21 protein-coding genes are annotated in these 19,677 nt (G+C 64.1%); 13 read left to right on the top strand and 8 right to left on the bottom strand.

Going from position 1 to position 19,677, the window contains the following annotated elements; translation table 11 throughout:
- Window positions 1-2,475, bottom strand: a complete 2,475-nt coding sequence (locus AC24R4_RS10275; protein WP_487522920.1) for a TonB-dependent siderophore receptor — start codon at window positions 2,473-2,475, stop codon at window positions 1-3.
- A 134-nt stretch (window positions 2,476-2,609) separates the two neighbouring features.
- Window positions 2,610-3,515: a LysR substrate-binding domain-containing protein gene (locus AC24R4_RS10280; protein ID WP_487522921.1), complete on the bottom strand. Its 906-nt coding sequence runs from the start codon at window positions 3,513-3,515 to the stop codon at window positions 2,610-2,612.
- A 152-nt stretch (window positions 3,516-3,667) separates the two neighbouring features.
- Here AC24R4_RS10280 and AC24R4_RS10285 point away from each other — a divergent pair, with 152 nt between their 5' ends.
- From AC24R4_RS10285 to AC24R4_RS10310, 6 genes are all read left to right on the top strand, one after another.
- The gene (locus tag AC24R4_RS10285; RefSeq protein ID WP_400396877.1) at window positions 3,668-4,510 is read left to right on the top strand and encodes an EamA family transporter; all 843 of its coding nucleotides are present in this window, start codon (window positions 3,668-3,670) and stop codon (window positions 4,508-4,510) included.
- 21 nt (window positions 4,511-4,531) lie between these two features.
- A complete protein-coding gene (locus tag AC24R4_RS10290) occupies window positions 4,532-4,975 on the top strand; it encodes a GFA family protein (RefSeq protein ID WP_400396874.1) in 444 nt (147 codons plus the stop codon).
- 268 nt (window positions 4,976-5,243) lie between these two features.
- Window positions 5,244-6,200, top strand: coding sequence for a Dyp-type peroxidase (locus tag AC24R4_RS10295; RefSeq protein WP_487522922.1), 957 nt, complete (start codon window positions 5,244-5,246; stop codon window positions 6,198-6,200).
- 226 nt (window positions 6,201-6,426) lie between these two features.
- Window positions 6,427-7,812 (top strand): carbohydrate porin, encoded by a 1,386-nt coding sequence (locus AC24R4_RS10300; RefSeq protein ID WP_487522923.1) that lies wholly within the window; start codon window positions 6,427-6,429, stop codon window positions 7,810-7,812.
- Between the two features lie 107 nt (window positions 7,813-7,919).
- Window positions 7,920-8,150 carry a hypothetical protein gene (locus tag AC24R4_RS10305; protein WP_487522924.1) on the top strand — a complete coding sequence of 77 codons (231 nt, stop codon included), beginning with the start codon at window positions 7,920-7,922 and terminating at the stop codon, window positions 8,148-8,150.
- Window positions 8,147-8,281 carry a hypothetical protein gene (locus AC24R4_RS10310; protein WP_487522925.1) on the top strand — a complete coding sequence of 45 codons (135 nt, stop codon included), beginning with the start codon at window positions 8,147-8,149 and terminating at the stop codon, window positions 8,279-8,281. The genes AC24R4_RS10305 and AC24R4_RS10310 overlap by 4 nt, the downstream gene beginning before the upstream one ends.
- Window positions 8,282-8,684: 403 nt before the next feature.
- On the opposite strand, the gene AC24R4_RS10315 is transcribed toward AC24R4_RS10310, so the two are convergent.
- Window positions 8,685-8,909 carry a hypothetical protein gene (locus AC24R4_RS10315; RefSeq protein WP_487522926.1) on the bottom strand — a complete coding sequence of 75 codons (225 nt, stop codon included), beginning with the start codon at window positions 8,907-8,909 and terminating at the stop codon, window positions 8,685-8,687.
- Between the two features lie 201 nt (window positions 8,910-9,110).
- On the opposite strand from AC24R4_RS10315, the gene AC24R4_RS10320 reads away from it, so the two are divergent.
- From AC24R4_RS10320 to AC24R4_RS10330, 3 genes are all read left to right on the top strand, one after another.
- Window positions 9,111-11,534, top strand: a complete 2,424-nt coding sequence (locus tag AC24R4_RS10320; protein WP_487522927.1) for a glucose/quinate/shikimate family membrane-bound PQQ-dependent dehydrogenase — start codon at window positions 9,111-9,113, stop codon at window positions 11,532-11,534.
- Window positions 11,535-11,603: 69 nt separating this feature from the next.
- Window positions 11,604-12,896 carry a carbohydrate porin gene (locus AC24R4_RS10325; protein WP_487522928.1) on the top strand — a complete coding sequence of 431 codons (1,293 nt, stop codon included), beginning with the start codon at window positions 11,604-11,606 and terminating at the stop codon, window positions 12,894-12,896.
- Between the two features lie 203 nt (window positions 12,897-13,099).
- A complete protein-coding gene (locus tag AC24R4_RS10330; RefSeq protein WP_153948563.1) occupies window positions 13,100-13,285 on the top strand; it encodes a hypothetical protein in 186 nt (61 codons plus the stop codon).
- A gap of 204 nt (window positions 13,286-13,489) precedes the next feature.
- Here the strand turns inward: AC24R4_RS10330 and AC24R4_RS10335 are convergent, their stop codons facing one another.
- Both AC24R4_RS10335 and AC24R4_RS10340 read right to left on the bottom strand, forming a co-directional pair.
- The gene (locus AC24R4_RS10335; protein ID WP_487523009.1) at window positions 13,490-15,154 is read right to left on the bottom strand and encodes an ABC-F family ATP-binding cassette domain-containing protein; all 1,665 of its coding nucleotides are present in this window, start codon (window positions 15,152-15,154) and stop codon (window positions 13,490-13,492) included.
- 112 nt (window positions 15,155-15,266) lie between these two features.
- A complete protein-coding gene (locus AC24R4_RS10340; protein WP_487522929.1) occupies window positions 15,267-15,611 on the bottom strand; it encodes a hypothetical protein in 345 nt (114 codons plus the stop codon).
- A 297-nt stretch (window positions 15,612-15,908) separates the two neighbouring features.
- Between AC24R4_RS10340 and AC24R4_RS10345 the strand changes: the two genes are divergently transcribed.
- The 4 genes from AC24R4_RS10345 to AC24R4_RS10360 all read left to right on the top strand — a co-directional run bounded on the left by AC24R4_RS10345 (window position 15,909) and on the right by AC24R4_RS10360 (window position 17,580).
- Window positions 15,909-16,349 carry an Hsp20/alpha crystallin family protein gene (locus AC24R4_RS10345; RefSeq protein ID WP_487522930.1) on the top strand — a complete coding sequence of 147 codons (441 nt, stop codon included), beginning with the start codon at window positions 15,909-15,911 and terminating at the stop codon, window positions 16,347-16,349.
- Window positions 16,350-16,365: 16 nt separating this feature from the next.
- On the top strand, window positions 16,366-16,773 hold the full coding sequence (locus tag AC24R4_RS10350) for an Hsp20/alpha crystallin family protein (protein ID WP_487522931.1): 408 nt from the start codon (window positions 16,366-16,368) through the stop codon (window positions 16,771-16,773).
- A 130-nt stretch (window positions 16,774-16,903) separates the two neighbouring features.
- Window positions 16,904-17,287, top strand: coding sequence for a hypothetical protein (locus AC24R4_RS10355; RefSeq protein ID WP_487522932.1), 384 nt, complete (start codon window positions 16,904-16,906; stop codon window positions 17,285-17,287).
- Between the two features lie 107 nt (window positions 17,288-17,394).
- A complete protein-coding gene (locus AC24R4_RS10360; protein WP_153948557.1) occupies window positions 17,395-17,580 on the top strand; it encodes a hypothetical protein in 186 nt (61 codons plus the stop codon).
- Between the two features lie 117 nt (window positions 17,581-17,697).
- Here AC24R4_RS10360 and AC24R4_RS10365 read toward each other — a convergent pair whose 3' ends face one another.
- The 3 genes from AC24R4_RS10365 to AC24R4_RS10375 all read right to left on the bottom strand — a co-directional run bounded on the left by AC24R4_RS10365 (window position 17,698) and on the right by AC24R4_RS10375 (window position 19,639).
- Window positions 17,698-18,075 carry a DUF427 domain-containing protein gene (locus AC24R4_RS10365; RefSeq protein ID WP_400396369.1) on the bottom strand — a complete coding sequence of 126 codons (378 nt, stop codon included), beginning with the start codon at window positions 18,073-18,075 and terminating at the stop codon, window positions 17,698-17,700.
- Window positions 18,076-18,374: 299 nt separating this feature from the next.
- Window positions 18,375-19,064 carry a GntR family transcriptional regulator gene (locus tag AC24R4_RS10370; RefSeq protein ID WP_029051113.1) on the bottom strand — a complete coding sequence of 230 codons (690 nt, stop codon included), beginning with the start codon at window positions 19,062-19,064 and terminating at the stop codon, window positions 18,375-18,377.
- Between the two features lie 62 nt (window positions 19,065-19,126).
- A complete protein-coding gene (locus AC24R4_RS10375; RefSeq protein ID WP_400396371.1) occupies window positions 19,127-19,639 on the bottom strand; it encodes an Lrp/AsnC family transcriptional regulator in 513 nt (170 codons plus the stop codon).
- Window positions 19,640-19,677 lie beyond the last annotated feature (38 nt).

The following is a 19,677-nucleotide window of genomic DNA, read 5'->3' on the forward strand; positions in this document are numbered from 1 at the left end:
TCAGAACTCGAGGGTGGTGATCAGGGAAACCTGGCGGGCGTCGCCCACGGCCACAAAGTAGCGGTTGGCGCTGGACGGGTAGTACACGCGGTTGAACAGGTTCTTCGCGTTCAGCTGGAAGCGCACCTTCTGGCCGCTGATGCGTGTCTCGTAGGTGGCAAACGCGTCGAACAGCGTGTAGGCCGGCAGCGAAAAGCTGTTGGCCGAATCGCCGGGCCGGTTGCCCACGTAGTGGACCATGCCGCCCAGCCGCAGGCGGTCGCCGCCGAAGATCTGCCCGAAGTCGTAGACGGCGGATAGCGATGCGGTGTGCTGGGCCACGTTCCAGAGCCGGTTGCCGGCGTACAGCGGGTCTTCGGTGGTCTTGGCGTCGATATAGGCGTAGCTGGCGATGACGTTCCAGCGGGCGCCGATCTGCCCCGAGACGTCCAGCTCGGCGCCGCGCGAGCGGGCCTTGCCCGACGTGCGCCAGTCCGTCAGCTTGGTGACGTCGTTGTACTGGGATACCAGTACGTTTTTCTTGTCGATGTTGAACAGCGCGAACGTGCCGGTCAGGCCGCCAGCCAGGTCCACCTTGGTGCCCAGTTCCCACGATTTCGCCTCTTCGGGCGCCACCGAGGAGTCGATGACCACGCCCGAACTCAGCGGCGCGATGGTCGAGGTCGGCTTGAGCGATTCCGTATAGCTCGCATAGAGCGATACCGCCGGCGTGGCCTTGTAGACGATGCCGGCGCGCGGCAGCCACTTGTTGCCCGAGATGTCGGTATTGGCCGTGAAGGGGCGGCCGCGCCCCGCCATCTGGCTCCACGTCATGAAGCGCACGCCGCCGACCAGGATCCACTTGTCGGTCAGGTACAGGCTGTCCTGCAGGAAGACCGACGTGTTGTGCAGCGAATCGGTCTGGTCGCTGTCGCTGGCCGAGACCGTGGTGGACGGGCTTTCCAGGCCGTAGACCGGATTCAGGTAGCTGAACGTGTATCGCGTGGCCTGGCGCAGCAGGTCCTTGCGATAGATGAGCCGGTACTCATGGTCCATGCCCAGCTGCAGGTTATGGCGCATGCCGCCGAGCCGGAAGTTGCCGTCGACGTAGGCAATGCCGTAGCTGTCCGTGCTCAACGCACCATGCGTGGCGTCGTTGTTGCGGCTCAGCGTGCCGTTGGGGGTGTTCACGCCGGTCACGCGCAACTGGCCTGCATCGTACGTCTCGCGGTTGTAGCTGTAGCCGAAGTGACCTTTCCAGTCGGCATTGAACTGGTGGTCCACCGATAGCTGCGCCAGGTGCGATTCGCCGCCCATCTCGTTGAACGACTCGTCGAGCCGCCGGCGGCTCGGAATGGGCAACGGTTCGTTGGTGCGCGGGTCCAGCGCCGTGCCGCGATCGAACGGATACAGGAATTTTCGGTACTCGTACGACAGCACGGCCTGCGTGTCCTTGCCGTACCAGGCCACCGATGGCGCGATCAGCGTTTCGCGGTGGACCCCGAAATTGCGCCAGTACTGCTCGTCGGTGTAGTCCGCCACGAGCCGGTAGGCCAGCGGCGTGTCGCCAACGGCGCCGGTGGTGTCGAGGGTGCCTCCTGCGCCGTTCTTGCCGTGCCCGTACGTGGAGCCGCGCAACGAAATCTCCGTATGACGCTGGCGTTCCGGCACCTTGCTGACGATGTTGATGACGCCGCCCGGGTCCATGATGCCGTACAGCAGCGACGCCGGCCCCTTGACCACCTCCACGCTTTCGGCGGCCGCGTTGAAACCGCGACCCTGCACCAGCGGCATGCCGTTATGCATGACCGAGCCGTCGCGGTTGCCGCCAAAGCCGCGCTTCATGATGGTGTCCTGCGTGCCGGCGAGCGTGTTGCCCTGTGTGATGCCGCTGACGTTGCCCAGGGCATCGTCCAGATTGCGGGGCCGCTGGTCCCGCAGCACCTGGGCCGGGACGATGTTGACGACCTGCGGCGTGTCCTGGAGCGGCAGGTCGGACCGCAGCGTGGACGGGCTGGGCTGCGGACGATAGCTGTCGGCCGGGCCCGTGGCGCTGACGGTCACCTTGGGCAGGGTAGTCCCGGCCGCGTCGTACGCGGCCGCGGACACCGATTCCCGCCGTACAAGAAGATAGCTCCCGTTATCCCGGGTCACCCCCAGGCCGGTGCCTTCCAGGAGGTGGTCCAGTCCGGCCTGCACCGTGTACGGGCCGCGCAGGCCGCTGGTGGTCAGGTTGGCCGTCTGCTCGGGCGTGAACGCCAGCAGGATGCCGGCCTCGCGTCCGAAGCGGTTCAGCGCGGCCTGCAAGGGGCCGGCAGGGATGTCGTAGGCGTGGACGGCGGCCGCTTGCGCGGGAACGCTCTGCGCAGTGGCGGGGGCCGCAACGATCAGTCCTGCCGCATGAAGGGCTGCGGCAAGCAGGGTACGCGGAATCAGTGTCGAGGGACGCAGGGCGTGGCGAAAAGCGGGACGAAAGGCGTGGCGGTCAGAAGGCATACGGAGAACGGACTGCGGAGCATCAGCAAGGAAGGTCTTACTTGCTATGTCACGCGAGAATCCGGAACAGACCACCTTTTCGCAAATTTCCCCAAAAAAATCGGAGACGGGGCCCGAAACGGGGCGGCGGCGGGCTAGCGGGCGGGGCCTTGAGGTGCCATGCCCTCGCGCTCCAGCCATGCGCAGAATTGCCCGACCAGTTCATCGCCAGACTTGTGATCCGGCACGTAGGTGCAATAGCTGCGGGATGGCAGGCGCGGCGTGGCGAACGGCTCGACCAGCCGCCCGGTGGCCAGATCGTCGGCCACCAGCGCGATTGGCCCAATTGCGATGCCGATGCCGTCGATGGCGGCCTGCAAGGTCAGATAGAAGTGGTCGAAGTGCAGGGTGGCGGCCGGGATCAGCGTCGGCATCTGCGCGCTGGCCAGCCAGTCTGGCCAGAGACGGGGCAGGCTCGAGGTGTGCAGCAACGTGTGTTGCCGCAAGTCGCCTGGCGACTGGAGCGGCAGGCGCTGCAGCAGCGCCCGGCTGCAGACCGGCGCCCGTTCCTCGTGCAGGAAAGAGCGGGTCGCAAAGCCGTAGAACGTGTCCGGACCGCCCCGGATGATCACGTCATACCCGTCGCCAAGGCTTTCCAGCGGCATGTTGGACGTCTCCACGCTGACCTCCACGTCGGGATGCGCCGCGCGAAACGCTGCCAGCCTGGGTACCAGCCAGCGCAAGGTGAAGGTGGCGGAGGCGTTCACGGACAAGGTCCGGGCGACTGTCTCGGTCACGCCATATCGGGCCGTGGCCAGCGAAAGCTGCTCGAACAGGGGGCCGACCTTGTCCAGATAGGCCTTGGCCGCGGGCGTCAGTGCCACCCGGCGGTGATGCCGTTCGAACAACGGGGCGCCAAGCCATTCTTCGAGCAGGCGCACCTGCTGGCTGACCGCGCCGTGCGTCACATGCAGTTCGGCGGCGGCGTCCTTGATGCTGCCGAGCCGGCCAGTGGCCTCGAAGGCCCGCAAGGCATTGAGCGGAGGCAAGACGCGTTTCATTGAAGGGAGATTTTCTAACGTGACAGGCCAATTTATCTCGATTGTCCCGCGCTTACAAGATAGATATCCTGCTTCTCGATGGTTTCCCCCTCCTGTTGACGTGTTCTGACGTGTTCTGACGTGTTCCCTGCTCACTTTCATTCGGCAACCCCATGTTCAGTCTGACGGGCGGCGTCGTGCTATTGGCCGCCCTGCTTCACGCAAGCTGGAACGCGATGCTGCATGGCAATCGGGACCGCTTCCTGTCCATGACATGGATGAGCATCGCCATCGCGGCGGTGGCCACGGTCATCGTCCTTGCCAGCCCCTTGCCGGCCCCCGCCGCGTGGCCGTACGTGGTGGCATCGGGGCTGGTGCATATCGTCTACAACATGAGCCTGGTGCGGTCGTACCGCCGCAACGACCTCGCGCTGGCCTATCCGGTTGCGCGCGGTTCCTCGCCGCTGCTGGTGACGCTCGGGGCGGCATGGTTCGCGCAGGAGGCCATCGCGCCGCTGCACGCGCTGGGGGTGGCGATGATATCGGGCGGCATCATCGCCATCGCGTTGCAGGGGCGCCGTGTGTCGCGCGCGGGTGCGCTGGCTGCGCTGGCGACCGGTGCGACGATCGCGCTCTATACGGTGATCGACGGCATCGGCGTCAGGCTTTCGGGCGGCCAGGCACTTTCCTACACCGCGTGGATGTTCCTGTTCTACTGGCTGATGCCGGTGCTGTTCGTTGCGATGCGTGGCGCCGGGGCGCTCTGGACGCCGGTCCGCGCCGACCCGCTGTCGGTCGGCGTATCGCTGGCGGGCGGGCTGGTGTCGCTAGCCGCGTATGGGATCGTGATCTGGGTGCTGCAGTCGGGTGCGATGGGCGCGGTGTCGGCGTTGCGAGAAACCAGCGTGGTGTTCGCGGTGCTGATCGGACGGGTGTTCCTGGGCGAAACCGTCAGCCGGGCACGCTGGCTTGCCTGCCTGGTCGTCACGGCCGGCACGATTTGCCTGGGACGTTGAACAAGCGGAGAGATTGGCAATATGACGAGCGACATGAATCAGGATCGGTGGACGGGTCAATGCCACTGCGGCGCGGTGCGCTTCGAGGCGACACTGAGCAACGGCCTTGGCGCGGTGCGCCGCTGCAACTGTTCCTACTGCCGGATGCGAGGCGCCGTCGTGGTCGCGGCGGAAGTCGGTGGCATCAGGTTTCTGCGCGGCGAGGCGCTACTGAGCAGCTACCGCTTCAACACCGGAACGGCCCGGCATTTCTTCTGTTCGCGCTGCGGCATCCATACGCATCTGCAGCGGCGTTCGAACCCGAATCTGTACGGCGTCAACGTGGCTTGCCTGGACGGCGTCAGCCCGTTTGATTTTGCGGAGGTGCCGGTCATGGATGGCGTCAATCATCCGAACGATACCGGCGGCCCGGCGCGGCAGGCCGGCACGCTGCGGTACGTGCCGGCTGACGCGCCGATGGGCTGAAGAACCAGCCTTGTTCCCAGCCGCTGCACCAGCCGTTGGCGGCCACTTCCTTGTCGCCGAACGGCGCGCGGCCGCCAGAGGCGCTGCCGTTGTCGCCTCGGGGCTGCCGACGTGCGGCCATGGCGATATTGTGCGCAGGGCGGGCGGCGCCTATCATCGCGGGGCCGGCGTCCCGTTTTGCCGCGCCATGGGATTTGTCACATGGGCGGCGATGTGGCGAGCCATCGGACCACTCATTGGGCCACCACCGTCAAGCGACTGGAAGAACATGGATAACACCCCCATTCCGCAGGCTGTCTACAGCCCCATCACCCGCAGCGCGATCTTTATCGTCGCCACCATTTCCGACGGCGACGCGCACGCCGACACGGTCAGGTCGATCTGCGGCGATATCGCCGCGCTGGTGCGCTCGGTGGGCAAGCGTGTGCCGGCGGGCAACCTGTCCTGCGTTTGCGGCTTTGCATCGGATGCCTGGAGCCGGCTTTTCGGCAATCCCCGCCCGGCATCGCTGCATCCGTTTCGCGAGTTCGAGGCCGGCAACCGCCGCGCCCCGGCGACGCCGGGTGATCTGCTCCTGCATATCCGCGCCGACCAGATGGACCTGTGCTTCGAACTGGCCATGCAGCTGATGCGGCGCCTGGGCGACGCGGTGACCGTGGTCGACGAGGTGCAGGGATTCCGGTACTTCGACATGCGCAGCATGGTGGGCTTTGTCGATGGCACGGAGAACCCCGAGGGCGACGACAAGGCCCGTTTCACGATCATCGGCGACGAAGACGCGGCGTTCGCGGGCGGCAGCTATGTGCTGGTACAGAAGTACCTGCACAACATGGATGCCTGGAACGACCTGACGGTGGAGGCCCAGGAGCGCATCATCGGCCGGACCAAGCTCGACGACATCGCGCTTGACGAGGCGGTCAAGCCATCTTGCTCGCACAGCACGCTGACGACGCTCGAGGAAAACGGCGAGGAGATCAAGATCCTGCGCGACAACATGCCGTTCGGCCAGCCCGGCAAGGGCGAATTTGGCACGTACTTCATTGGCTACGCCCGCTCGCCGGCACCGATCGAGCAGATGCTCGAGAACATGGTCGTCGGCAAGCCGCCGGGCAACTATGACCGGCTGCTCGATTTCAGCCAGGCGGTGACGGGCGGCCTGTTCTTCGTGCCGTCTGCCGAGCTGCTGGAGTCGCTGTCGGAGCGCGAGCCCGGCACGGCAGGCTGACCGGCCGGCATCAGGCCGAAAAAACGCCCGCCTGGGGAAGCGGCCGCAATCGGAGGGAGGAGGGGCCTCGGATCGAGGCCAGCCCATCGTCAGCAAATGGCGCCCGCCGATGCATTGGCCATGTCAGCCAAATCCGCAACCTGATCTGATGCCTGTCTGACATCGGGGCGCCGGGCGCAATGCTAGATTGTCTTCAGATCAATGGAGGCGCGAGGACATTGCGGCCATGTTCACTGACGGTCATCGCGCAGCGCACTGGGCGCTTCTCCTGGCTTGCCTCGTATTTGGCGCGCCCGCCGCAGCAGCCACCGAGGACCCCACGGCCAGTCTGGAGGAAGTGGCGCCGACCAGCGGCAGCGAGGTGTCGAAACCCGAGGAGACGATAGCGGTACATGCGCAGTCGACGTACGTCTGGCAGTACAAGCCATCGTTCCCGGCCGCCTACACAGGCACCAAGAGCCTGCTGCCGTCGGCGGAACACGGCTATTCATGGTCGGCAACGCTGAGCGTCGGTTTGCGCCTGTGGCATGGTGCCGCGGTCTTTCTGGACCCAGAACTGATCCAGGGTGTCGCATTTTCCGATTCGCAGGGGCTGGGCGGCCTGGCCAACGCGGAACTGGCCAAGGCCGCCGTCGCCAATCCCACGATCTACCGCGCTCGCCTTTTCGTCAGGCAGGAGATCGCCATCGGTAGCGAGACGGAATCGGCGGAATCGGGATTTCATCAGCTTGCCGGCTCACGGGCCAAGCGCCGCGTTGTCATTACGGCTGGCAATCTGTCGGTGCTGGATGTCTTCAACAGCCTCGAGTACGCCCACGATCCGCGTAGCGAGTACCTCAATACGGCTTTTGCCTCGCACGCCTCGTTCGACTATCCCGCCGATGCGCGGGGCTATACCTGGGGCGCGGCGGTCGAGTACATCGATGGCGACTGGGCGGTGCGCATCGGCCGGTTCCTGCAACCTTTGGAGCCAAACGGGCTGCAACTGGACACCCGGATCTTCGAGCACTACGGCGACATGCTGGAAGTGGAGCGCGCCTATACCCTGCTGGGTAACGCTGGGAAAGCACGCCTGCTGCTGTGGCGCAATCACGCGCATATGGGGGCGTTTTCTGACGCCATCGATCTGGCGTCCCGCAGCGGCGGCCCGCCCGATGTGGCGCAGGTCCGGCGCGAGCACGCGAAGGTGGGGGCAGGCGTGAGCCTGGAGCAGAAGGTTGGCGAATCGCTGGGGCTATATGCCAGGGCCGATTGGGCCGATGACAAGACCGAAAGCTATGCATTTACCGAAGTGGGGCGTAGCGCTTCGGCCGGGGCGATCCTGAAGGGCGGTAGTTGGCATCGGGGCATGGACAGCCTGGGGGTCGCGGTAGCTGTCAACGGACTGTCGAAGCAGCATCAGGAATACCTGGCAAGGGGCGGGCTGGGCGGCTTTCTGGGCGACGGCGCGTTGCGCTATGGCCCCGAGCAGATTTGCGAGGTGTTCTACAGCCTGGCCGTGCAGCGGCATCTCTTCATCAGCCCGGACTTCCAGTACATCCGGCACCCGGGCTACAACCGCGATCGTGGGCCCGCACGTTTTTATGGTGTGCGCGTGCATGCACAATTTTGATGCCGAGGTGTCCGGATAGGACAATATCCGGACAATCCGTTATCGATTTCCATACCTCCGGGCGTCGATTAATGTAGAAATTACGATTCCGGGTAAGGGGCAATGGTATGGGACGCGAAGACTTGGGCGACCTGGCGGCGGTCGAGCGATATCTGAAGGACCTCAGCAAGGATGTGGCAAGCCAGACAAGGTTGGTCCGCTGGCTGACCCGGGACGGGCGGGATGCCACGATCGAGGCACAGGTGCTGACGAATATGAGAGGCGCCCTCGATGCATTGGAATGGCGCGCGGCTCAGTTGCGCCGCGAAAAAGCCGGTGCTTCGGCGGTTGATAAATGAAGCCGGTCATCCATCACTTCCATTCAGATCCGCCGCGCCACGGCATGAAATACTATGTGGTCTTCGCCGCGTGCGTATTGGCGGTGGGCGCGGTCTACGCGGCGGTGTCTCTGCTGGTGCGCGCCCTGTAGACGTCGTACCGCCACCTTGCGGCGCAAGACCCGCCCGACTGCGGCGGCCTGCCTGCGGCTGTCTGCGGCTGCCTGCGACTGCCTGCATTAACCATCCGCTTCCACCCCCGGTTCGCCCTCAGCGTTTCGCGACACGCTGAGCCGCGCGCGGCCGGCACGGCAGAAGTTTCGTCGGCATTGAAAAATCGCACTACGCAAGTTACTGAGGCAGGCGCGCCCCCAGCAAAAAAAGAACCGCGCCAACCTTACGGCGCGGCCTGAGCGAGTTGCCGGCGGATGCCGGACGACATCAATGTAGTACGTGGCCGCTTGCGCCGTTGCGTCAGGAATCGACGGGTTTCGTACAGCGCCATCCCGGAAGGGTTGCCAGTCAGAGGCCCGCGGCCGATGAAGGGCGGCCCACCTACTCCTTTTTTGCAGACGCTGCGCCATCGAACGTCCTGTCAACGCGCGCTTTCGCGCTTTTGATCGCCGCATCCATCGCCGTTCGCTTGCTGCCGTGAAAAGGTCCGTGATCGCTATAGGCTGCCTTGTGGTCGATGGTGTACGTCCAGCACCATTTGCCAAACACGTGTTCTTCGGCTTTGACCACGATATGGTGGCCGCGATAGAAGAGACTTTCCTCCATGGTTGCTCCTGGCAGGCAGGGGAATGAAGTGGCAAGGGCCGCATCTGCCTGCCGTCGAAGCAGCAACGAACATGCCGGGGTGCCCCGGCGTCAGCGGCGCGCTGTTCCGTGTCGAGATTGCGCGATGTTGGAACAGTCGAAGAGGCCGACCTATCCTGAAGGATCGATTAGATTACCCAGATCAACCGCTTGGAGGAGGGAATGGCACGTCCTGGATCGCTTGGCCTCGTCGGCGTTGTCAGCTTGCTGTTCACGGCGCTCACAGGGTTATATCTGCTGGGAGGCGGCGTATGGCTGGTCTCGCTCGGCGGTTCAGCCTACTACGTCGTGGCCGGCATCGTCCTGCTTGGGGTGGCCTGGGCCCTCCACCTGCGCAGCCCGGTGGCGCTGGTGCTCTATGCGTTGTTGCTGATCGGCACCGCGATCTGGTCCGTCTGGGAATCGGGAACCGATTTCTGGGCGCTCGCGCCGCGCGCCGGCGTGCTGGTCGTGTTCGGCGTGTGGCTGCTTCTGCTTGTCGGCTGGCGCCTGCCGGGCAGGCCAAGGCTTGGGGTTGGCCTGCTCGCCGGCGCGCTGGTGATATGGGCCGGCGTGCTGGTCTACGCGGCTTTCAACGATCCACAGACGGTCCGCGGGGCCTTCGGCACGGCAGCGGTGACGCCGGCCAGCGATCGCGAGGGGATTGCCGGCACCGACTGGCCGGCCTATGGCCGTACGCAGGAAGGCACGCGGTATTCGCCGCTCCAGCAGATCACGCCGCAGAATGCCAAGGACCTGAAGGTGGCCTGGACATTCCGTACGGGTGATCTGAAAGGGCCGAAAGATCCGGTGGAAATCACCAACGAAGTGACGCCGATCAAGATCGGCAACCTGCTCTATCTCTGCTCGCCCCACCAGCAACTTTTTGCGCTGGACCCCGCGACTGGCGCGCTCAAGTGGAAGTTCGATCCCAGGCTGCAGCCCGATCCGTCATTCCAGCACGTGACCTGCCGGGGCGTATCGTATGTCGATCTGTCGGCGAGCCCTCCGGTGTCCGGGCCGGTTGCGACAGCCAGCGACGCCACGGCCGCCGCGCCAGCCGGTGCCGCAACGCCGTCCACCGACGCCTGCACCCGGCGGATCATCCTGCCCGTCAACAATGGCCACCTCTATGCGCTCGATGCGCTGACGGGTGAACGTTGCGCCGGCTTTGCGGATCAGGGCGATCTCGATCTCCAGCATGCGATGCCGGTCACCACGCCGGGCATGTACGAGCCCACTTCGCCACCGGTCGTCACCAGCAAGGTGATTGTCGTGGCCGGCGCGGTGGAGGACAACTTCTCGACGCGCGAGCCGTCGGGCGTCATCCGTGGGTACGACGTGCGTACGGGCGAACTGCTGTGGGCGTTCGACCCCGGCGCGCCGGACCCGAACAAGATTCCGGGGCCCGGCGCGCACTACACCTGGAATTCGCCGAATTCCTGGGCCCCAGCCGCCTATGACGCGAAGCTCGACATCGTGTATTTGCCCATGGGCGTCAAGACGCCGGATATCTGGGGCGGCGACCGTTCGCCGGACATGGAGCGTTATGCATCGGGCCTGCTCGCGCTGCATGCGTCCACCGGCAAGCTTGCCTGGTTCTATCAGACGGTTCACCACGACCTCTGGGACATGGATCTGCCTTCGCAGCCTACGCTTGCCGACATCACGGACAAGGACGGCAAGACGGTGCCTGTCGTGTATGCGCCCGCGAAGACGGGGAACCTGTTCGTGCTGGATCGCCGCACCGGGGCGCTGGTGGTGCCCGCACCCGAAAGGCCCGTGCCGCAGGGCGCCGCGCCAGGGGATCGCGTCTCGCCGACGCAACCGTTCTCCGCGCTGACGTTTCGGCCGCAGAAACTGCTGACCGACGCGGATATGTGGGGCGCCACGATGTACGACCAGCTCGTCTGCCGGGTGATGTTCCACCAGCTACGCTACGAAGGCACCTTTACGCCGCCTTCGCTGCAGGGCACGCTGGTCTTCCCCGGCAACCTTGGCATGTTCGAATGGGGCGGCATCGCGGTGGACACCGATCGTCAGATTGCTATCGCCAACCCGATCGCGCTGCCGTTCGTCTCGCGTCTGATCCCGCGCGGCCCGGGGAATCCGGTCGAGCCGGTGCAAGGCGCAAGGGGCAGCGGCACGGAGGTAGGCATTCAGTCGCAATACGGTGTCCCTTACGGCGTGACGCTGAATCCGTTCCTGTCCCCGTTCGGCCTGCCGTGCAAACAGCCGGCGTGGGGCTATATCGCGGCAATCGATCTGAAGACCAATGCCATCGTGTGGAAGCACCGTATCGGTACGGTGCGTGACAGCGCGCCCGTCCCGCTGCCTTTCAAGATGGGCATGCCGATGCTGGGCGGCCCGATTGTCACGGCGGGTGGCGTGGTGTTTATCGGGGCCACTGCGGACAACTACCTGCGCGCCTTCGATGTCAACACGGGCGGGCAGCTCTGGCAGGCGCGGCTGCCCGCCGGCGGTCAGGCAACACCGATGACCTATGCGGTCAACGGCAAGCAGTACGTGGTGATTGCTGCCGGCGGCCACGGTTCATTCGGCACAAAGCTGGGCGACTACGTCATTGCCTATGCGCTACCGCAGTAGCGCTACAGGGCTGACAACGGGGGCACCGAACCCATGCGGAAGAACGGCAATCCATGCAGCCGGCTCGTCATGCGCCTGGTGCTGCTTTCATGGGCCGGACTCGGTCTGGCGCCGTGCGGCGTGCAGGCGTACGACGTAAGCAACAGTCCCTATCTGCTCGGGGATTGGAACGGGCAGCGCACGCGTTTGGCCGAGCAGGGCGTGACGTTCGGCGTGAATTACGTCAGCGAGCTGGCGCGCAACCTGAGCGGTGGCACCGAGGACCTGACCCGGTATGCCGATCAATGGGCGTTCAGCACGACGCTGGATATGCAGAAGGTGGCCGGGTGGCGGGGTGCGACCTTTCAGTTCACGATGACCGATCGCAATGGCCGAAATCTGGGGGCGGACGCCGGTATCGGCAACAACATGCTTGTCCAGGAAGTCTACGGGCGCGGCCAGACCTGGCATCTGACGCAACTATGGGTGAATCAGAAGCTGCTGGACGACCGCCTCGAAATCAAGCTGGGACGGTTGACGGTTGGCGAGGACTTTGCCAGCTTTTCCTGTGACTTCCAGAACCTTACCTTCTGTGGCGCACAGCCTGGCAATCTGGTTGGCAGCTACTGGGTCAACTGGCCGACCAGCCAGTGGGCCAGCCGCATCAAGTACCGGACTTCGCAGGAGACTTACGCCCAGGTGGGCATCTATCAGGTCAATCCCAAGTATGTCGACGACAGCTACGCGCGTCACAACGGATGGAAACCGAACAATCCCAGTGGCACCACCGGGGCGCTGTTGCCGCTGGAAGTGGGCTGGCTACCGGCCTTTGCGGGGCGCCCCGGCTCTTACAAGCTCGGGGCCTGGTACAACACGTCCGATGGCAACGACCTGTACTACGACATCAACCATAACCCGCGTGGCGTGACCGGCCTCGATCCGCTCCAGCGCAGCGGGCAGTTTGGGGTCTATATCAATATCCAGCAACAAGTCACGGGGACCCAGGGCGGCCGCGGCGCGACGGTGTTCCTGAACGTCTCCCAGGCGGATCGCAACACTGCCCAGCTGGACCACCAGATCGCGCTTGGCGTCCAGTACGCAGGGCCATTCGAGAGTCGGCTGCGGGATTCCGTGGGCCTGGCCTTCGGTGCCACGCACAACAACGATCGGTTTGCCAGCTATGTGGCGCAGAACAATGCGCGGACCGGGAGCAACACCGTGGCAGGCAGCGGATATGAGTATGTGACCGAGCTGTATTACGCGTGGTCTCCGGTGTCATCGGTGCTGTTGCGTCCCAACGTGCAGTACGTCCTGCATCCGGGCGGGACGTCCCACCACGGCAACGCCTTCCTGATCGGGTTGAAGTCGAGCGTCACGTTCTGAGGCTATCCCGCCACTTTCTCAAGGTAAAGCGGCTAACGCGGCATTTTCGCCGAAAATGGACGCATGATCGGCGGAATTGAGGCCTTTCGCGCACATGTTGCGCGCTGGCACTACGTACGATTACCTAATGCTGCATTGCGACAATCGGTCTGCTACAATGCGGGAAAACCCCATCAGGGTAATCCCCTAGCAGGAAGAACGCCATGAACATCCAATCCGACATCAAGCTGACCGATCAACTGGAACGCGACCTTATCGAACGCGAACTGGGTACCCAGAGCCTGGGCTTTGCCAACGATGTGAAGCGCGTGATTGCCGCCGTGCAGAACGTTTTCACCCGCCTGCAGGCGGAAGCGCGCAAGGCCAAGGTCGTCTACGCGAACGGCTGATCGGTACCGGCCGGTACCGGCCGATCGTGAAGCGCGGCGCGCGAGGCGCCGCAAGAATATAAAAACCGGCCCGCCGCACACCTGATCGAGGTGCGCGGCGGGCCGGTTTTTGTTTGTGCGTTAGGAATACGCCAGGGCCCAAACCGCATGCAAAGTCCGCCTTTGAGGGGCGGGCGCTCCATTGGCCCGCTTCCGGCGATGCCGCTACGCTGCCGCAGCTTCCTCACGCATGCGACGGGCTTCGTCGCGCAAAAACTGCTGGTAATCGTCCAGATCGCCGTCGAACGGTTCGACGCCGCCCTTGGTGACCAGCCAGAACTCGTCACAAACGGCACGCAGCAGCGCGCGGTCGTGGCTGACCAGCATCACGGTGCCTTCGAATTCGTTGAGGGCCATGCCGAGCGCTTCGCGTGTGGACAAGTCGAGATGGTTGGTCGGCTCGTCGAGCAGCAGCAGGTTGGGGCGCTGCCACACGATCATGCACAACACGAGCCGCGCCTTTTCGCCGCCGCTCATCGTGCTGACCGCCTGATGGACCATGTCGCCGCTGAAGTTGAAGGTGCCAAGGAAAGTACGAAGCGATTGCTCGGTTCCACTCTGGCCGGGGGCGCGCATGTGAGCCGGCGTGTCCTTGGCCAGGCGGATCATGTGTTCCATCGGCGTGTCCAGCGGCCGCAGCACGTCGAGTTCCTGCTGTGCGAAGTAGCCGATATTCAGGCCTTTGCCTTCGCTGATCTCACCGGCGATCGGCGCCAGCGCATGCGCCACCGTCTTCACCAGCGTGGATTTGCCCTGGCCGTTGGCACCGAGAATACCGATGCGCTGCCCGGCCAGTACGGAACGGTTGATGCCTCGCACGATGACCGTGGGCGGGGTGCCCGGTAGCGCGCCGGTGGGCGGCGGGTAGCCAAAGCTCGTGTCCAGCATCGACAGCAGCGGATTCGGAACGTTGAGCGGCTCCTTGAATTCGAAGCTGAACTCGGCGTCGGCCAGCACCGGGGCGATCTTCTCCATGCGTTCGAGCGCCTTGACACGGCTCTGCGCCTGCTTTGCCTTCGAGGCCTTGGCCTTGAAACGGTCGATGAATTTCTGCAGGTGCGCGATCTTGTCTGCCTGCCTGGCCATCGCGGCCTGCTGCAATACGAGCTGTTCGGCTCGCATGTCTTCAAACTTGCTGTAGTTGCCGCCGTAGCGCACAAGCTGGGCGTTGTCGACGTGCACCGTCACTTGCGTCACCGCGTCGAGAAACTCGCGGTCGTGGCTGATCACCACCAGGGTCCCCTGATAGCGTTTGAGCCAGGCTTCCAGCCAGACCAACGCGTCGAGGTCGAGGTGATTCGTCGGTTCGTCGAGCAGCAGCAGGTCGGACGGGCACATCAGCGCGCGCGCCAGTTGCAGTCGCATGCGCCAGCCGCCCGAGAAGCTGTTGACCGGCTGGCTAAGCTGGGCGGCACTGAAGCCAAGGCCCAGGATCAGCGCCTGGGCACGCGCCGGGGCATCGTGTGCGCCCGCGTCGTGCAGGGCCATGTAGGCGTGCGCCATCCGCATGCCGTCGTCGCTGGCCTCGGCGGCGGCCACTTCGGTCTGTGCCGCCAGCAGCACGGTGTCACCCTCTACGACGAAGTCGGTCGCGCTTTGCTCGGTCTCCGGCATCTCCTGCGCGACCTGCCCCATCTTCCATGCCGCGGGAATCGAGAACTCGCCGCTGTCTTCGTGCAGCGTGCCGTTGAGCAGGCCGAAGAACGATGACTTGCCGGCGCCATTGCGGCCCACAAGGCCGATCTTTTCACCAGGGTTGAAGGTGACCGATGCGCGGTCAAGGACGACATTGACGCCACGGCGCAGCGTGACATTACGGACGGAAATCATAGCGAGCCACTTCGGAGAGGACTGGCATGATAGCCGACCGGGCGTGCAGGGTTGGCGCATTTCTGGCCGCGCCTCGATGCCTGAATCACCTGCGAAGTCGGCTGCCATTGGCCTAACTACGATGTTTTCTGTGTAGTTCGTCGTTCGCGCGTAGCAAATCCGTAGCACTGTTGTCGGCGTCCCGGGCGATCTCCTCCGTGAAGTCCGCCGAAGGGGGCACCTCGAACGCATCCACCACGCCATGCAGGTCCAGCGCACAGAAGCCTTTCTGGAGAATCTCCGCCAGTACCACATGCGTGGGAATCCCGGGAAGCGGCGTATCGATCGTGAGTTCGGTGGTGGCGTGCGTATAGGGCGCGCCCAACCAGTGGCGCACTGGCGGAGCGCAGTCGATCAGGTCCTTGTCGCGCGGCAGGATCAGTGCGCGATGACCGCGGCGTAGCAGAACGATGTCCATGGCGGCGGAAGTCGAACGCGGGGAAGGGCTGCGATTTCATCGTAGCAATGCCGCGGGCACGCGCCAATAACGGCGCGTACGGGCCACGCGCCAGAGGCGATATCGTGCCCTGAAAGATATGCAATAAGTGATGTATGCGGCTCTTGAAATTGGCATTAGCCGTTGCTATTTTTATTTCCGCTCAGGCAGTCGCGATGTCGCGCTGCGTGTTTCTGTTTGTTTGCCGGGGTGTCGGCGAGTGAATGGGAGCGCGTGATGCCCCTCATTCCTCGCTGCGCTCTACAGGAGGACACGACCATGACTGACGCATTCTTCGGAACCGACCTATTCAGTGACTTCGATCGCCTGCAAAGGCAGATGGCGAGCCTGCTCAGCGGGTTTCCTTCCAGCATCCGCGCCGGGCGCTCCGGCGCCTTTCCTGCCATAAACATCGGGGCAACCGACGACTCGATAGAGATCGTGGCTTTCGCTCCGGGGCTCAAGCAGGACGATATCGAGGTCACCATCGACCGTGGTCTGTTGACGATCAGCGGCGAACGGCGACCGCTCTGGCAGGACGACATGCCGGAGTCACGGCATTACGCGCAGGAACGCTTCGTCGGCGCCTTCAGAAGGGTGATTGAACTGCCCGAGGGCGCGGATCCTGAAAAGGTCCAGGCACGCTATGCCAATGGTTGTCTTTCAGTGAGCGTGGGCAAGCGCCAGGCGTCCAGGCCGCGTGCAATCACCGTTCAGTAATTTGAGGGAGACTGCCATGAACGCCAACACCCAACTCGCCCAACGCAACGATGGCACTGTGGCCCAACGCCCGGAAGAGAAGGGCGCGCGGCAAGTCACCCTGGTCCCCGCAGTGGACATCGTGGAAGACGTCAACGGTGTGACGCTGTGGGCTGACCTGCCCGGCGTGAGCCGCGAAAACCTGCAGGTCAGTGTCAACGACGGTACGCTGCATATCGAAGGACAGGCGATTGTGCCGACGCCGCCGACGCTTCGCGTGCAACACGCGGAAATTCGCCAGCCGCATTTTGCGAGGTCGTTCTCGCTGAGTCCGGATCTGGATGCCGGTCAGATCGGCGCCCAGTTGCAGGACGGCGTGCTGAAACTGACGATCCCTCGACGTGAGGAAGCGAGACCGCGGCGTATTGCCATCAACCTCGGTTAGGCATTTGCCATCATCGGGAGCATTCGACGTTCGGGGCGCCTCCGGGCGCCCCCATTTTCGCAGGACCCCTTCGCCGGCTTTACGAAGGCTGGATCGATGGCTTAACGACTACAAGCCCACCCTTTTTGTCATGGAATTCGATACCGACTGGCTCACAATGGGCCCTCATCGCGTACGGCTACGCTGCGTCCGGGGGTTTCCCACCGAGAAGATGCGCAGTCTTGCAGAGCTGGCTCGCATTGCGATCGAGCACAATATGAGCGCCGCGGCGCGGTTGCTTGAAGTCGTTGCGGACCGCTCCAATGCGTATTCGATCAGCATTGGCACGACGTTCCCCAAGGACAAGGATATGGTGCCCGACCTCGAGTTGGCGCTGGCCACCATCTTCGGCCTTAAGGCGGATCAGATCCGGTTGGAGGTCACGGTCGTCAGTCAGGCCGAAGTCGACCTTCATTTTGGCGTGTACGAACGCATGCTGGCGGAGCGGATCGGGATCGTCCCCCTCATACAGTGATGTAGCGCCTGGGTACTACGCACAATTACCTAATGCTGCATTGCGACAATCCTTCTGCTACAATTAGGGAAAACCCCAAAAGGGTTATCCCTGAAAGGAAGGACGCCATGAACACCCAATCCGACATCAAGCTGACCGATCAACTGGAACGTGAACTGATCGACCGTGAACTGGGCACGCAGCGCCTGGGCTTCGTCAACGATGCGAAGCGCGCAGTTGCCGCTATCCAGAACATCTTTACCCGCCTGCAGGCGGAAGCGCGCAAGGCCAAGGTGGTCTACGCGAACGGCTGATCGAAGCCAGCAGATAGAGAAGGGCGGCGCATCCGGCGCCGCATGCCTTGAAAAACCGGCCCGCCGTGCACCCCTCAAGGTGCGCGGCGGGCCGGTTTTTCATTTGTGCTTCGCCAATCAGCGCCGGAAGTCGATGCTGTCGACCCGATCGGGGTAGAACGCGACATAGCCGGCGATCTGGGCCACGGCGTCGTGCGGATGTTCGTACGTCCAGACCGCGTTGTTGCCGCGGGTTCCGGCTGCGTCGATGCTGAAGTAGGCGGCGTCGCCCTTGTACGGGCAATGGCTGGCGTGCGTGGTCCGGGTCAGCTGCGACATGTCGACATCGTCGCGCGGGATGTACTGCACGGCGGGGTACGACGCTTCCTGCAAGTTCAGGGCGCGCGTGGTATCGGCGATCACGCGCCCGCCGGCCGTGACGACCACGCGGGCGCGCTGTGGCGTGATGGTGATGGGGTGGTCCGGGCCGGGGATCTTGACGGGCTTGTCAGTCATGACGACTCCTTGCCGTGAGGGCGACGGCGGAAAAAGATGAGGCGCGGCAACGGTGCCGCGCCCGCGCCGGCCTGCCGTACGCCTGAGAGTCGTACGGGCCCGCGCCAATCATGAAAAAACCGCCACGGAGGTGACGTAAGGCTGGAAGGGAGAGAGAGCCTGCAGCCTTGAGGCACACGATAACGCGACCCATCGTTGCAAAAAAGCGCAACGGCGGAACACACTTTTCGGGGTTTTAAAACAATGGCCCCGTCTGAGCGGGGCCATGATGGTCGGTTGGCAAGTCGGGCGAGGTCCGCTCAGCTTCCCGATTGTTCCTCGATCCACAGCGACAGCCGGACCTTGTAGGCCTGCTGGATATGGCGGCGGGTAATCATTTCGGCCTGTTCGGGGTTGCGGGCTTCCAGCGCCTCGACCAGCGCCATGTGTTCCTCGTACGACCCGCGCGCGCGGCCCGGCACGGCCAGCGTGGACCGGCCCAGCAGCGCCATCGACTCGTGCAGCGACCGCAGCGTCTTGAGCAGGTAGCGGTTGTGCGCGCAGCGGTGCAGGGTTTCGTGGAACAGGCGGTTGTTCATCGCCAGCTTGTCGGGGTCCGCCGCAAACGACAGGTCGCGTTCGACAATATCGCGCAGCAGCGAAATCTCCACGTCGGTCGCATGGCGCGCCGCCAGGGCGGCTGCGGTCGATTCCAGTACCTCGCGCATCACATACAGCTCGCTGACCATGCTCGCATCGAGCCGGGTCACCATCATGCCGCGGTTCGGCTCGTTGACGACCAGCCCTTCGGATTCCAGACGGGACAGCGCCTCGCGCACCGGCGTGCGCGACAGGCCCAGCGTTTCGGCCAGCTCGACTTCACGCAGACGGGTGCCCGGTAGCAGTTGGCCAGCCTGGATGGCGGCACGCAGTTGTTGATAGGCCCGCTCGGAACGCGGCAACGAAGCACTCTGGTCGCCGTCGGCGCCAGCCAGGTCCGTAGGAAGCATGAAAACGTGATGTGGGTAAACAAGACATGAGAGTCTACCCGAGATCGCCGCCGGCACTTTTGTCAAAAGGGGAACTGTGTGGTCGACAGCACCTGTTTGAGCACCATGAACGAGCGGATTTGCCTGACGCCGGGCAGGTAGAGCAACTGCTCGGCGTGCAGCCGGTTGAAGCTTTCGCTATCCCGGGTGCGCACCAGCATGAAGTAGTCGAATTCGCCGGTGACCACATGGCATTCCATGCAGCCCGACACCTTCTGTGCGGCCGACTCAAACTGCGCGAACGATTCGGGCGTGGATCGATCCAGTACCACCCCGATCATCACCAGCATGCCCGCGTCGAGCGCCTTGGGGTCCAGCAGCGCCACGATGCCCCGGATCAGGCCCATCTCCTTGAGCCGCTCCACGCGGCGCAGGCAGGCCGGCGGGCTGAGGTTCACCTTGGCCGCCAACGCCACGTTGGAGATCGACGCATCGTGCTGTAGCGCGCGGAGGATGGCCTTGTCGGCGCGGTCCAGCGTGCCGACGTGCGCCGTGGCGGGCTGTGCCGCCGGCGCGGCCGGCGCTGCGGCTGGCACGGATGGGGCGCGAAATTTTGTGTCTTTCACGGGTAATT

It is taken from the genome of Cupriavidus sp. CER-90, assembly GCF_057652055.1.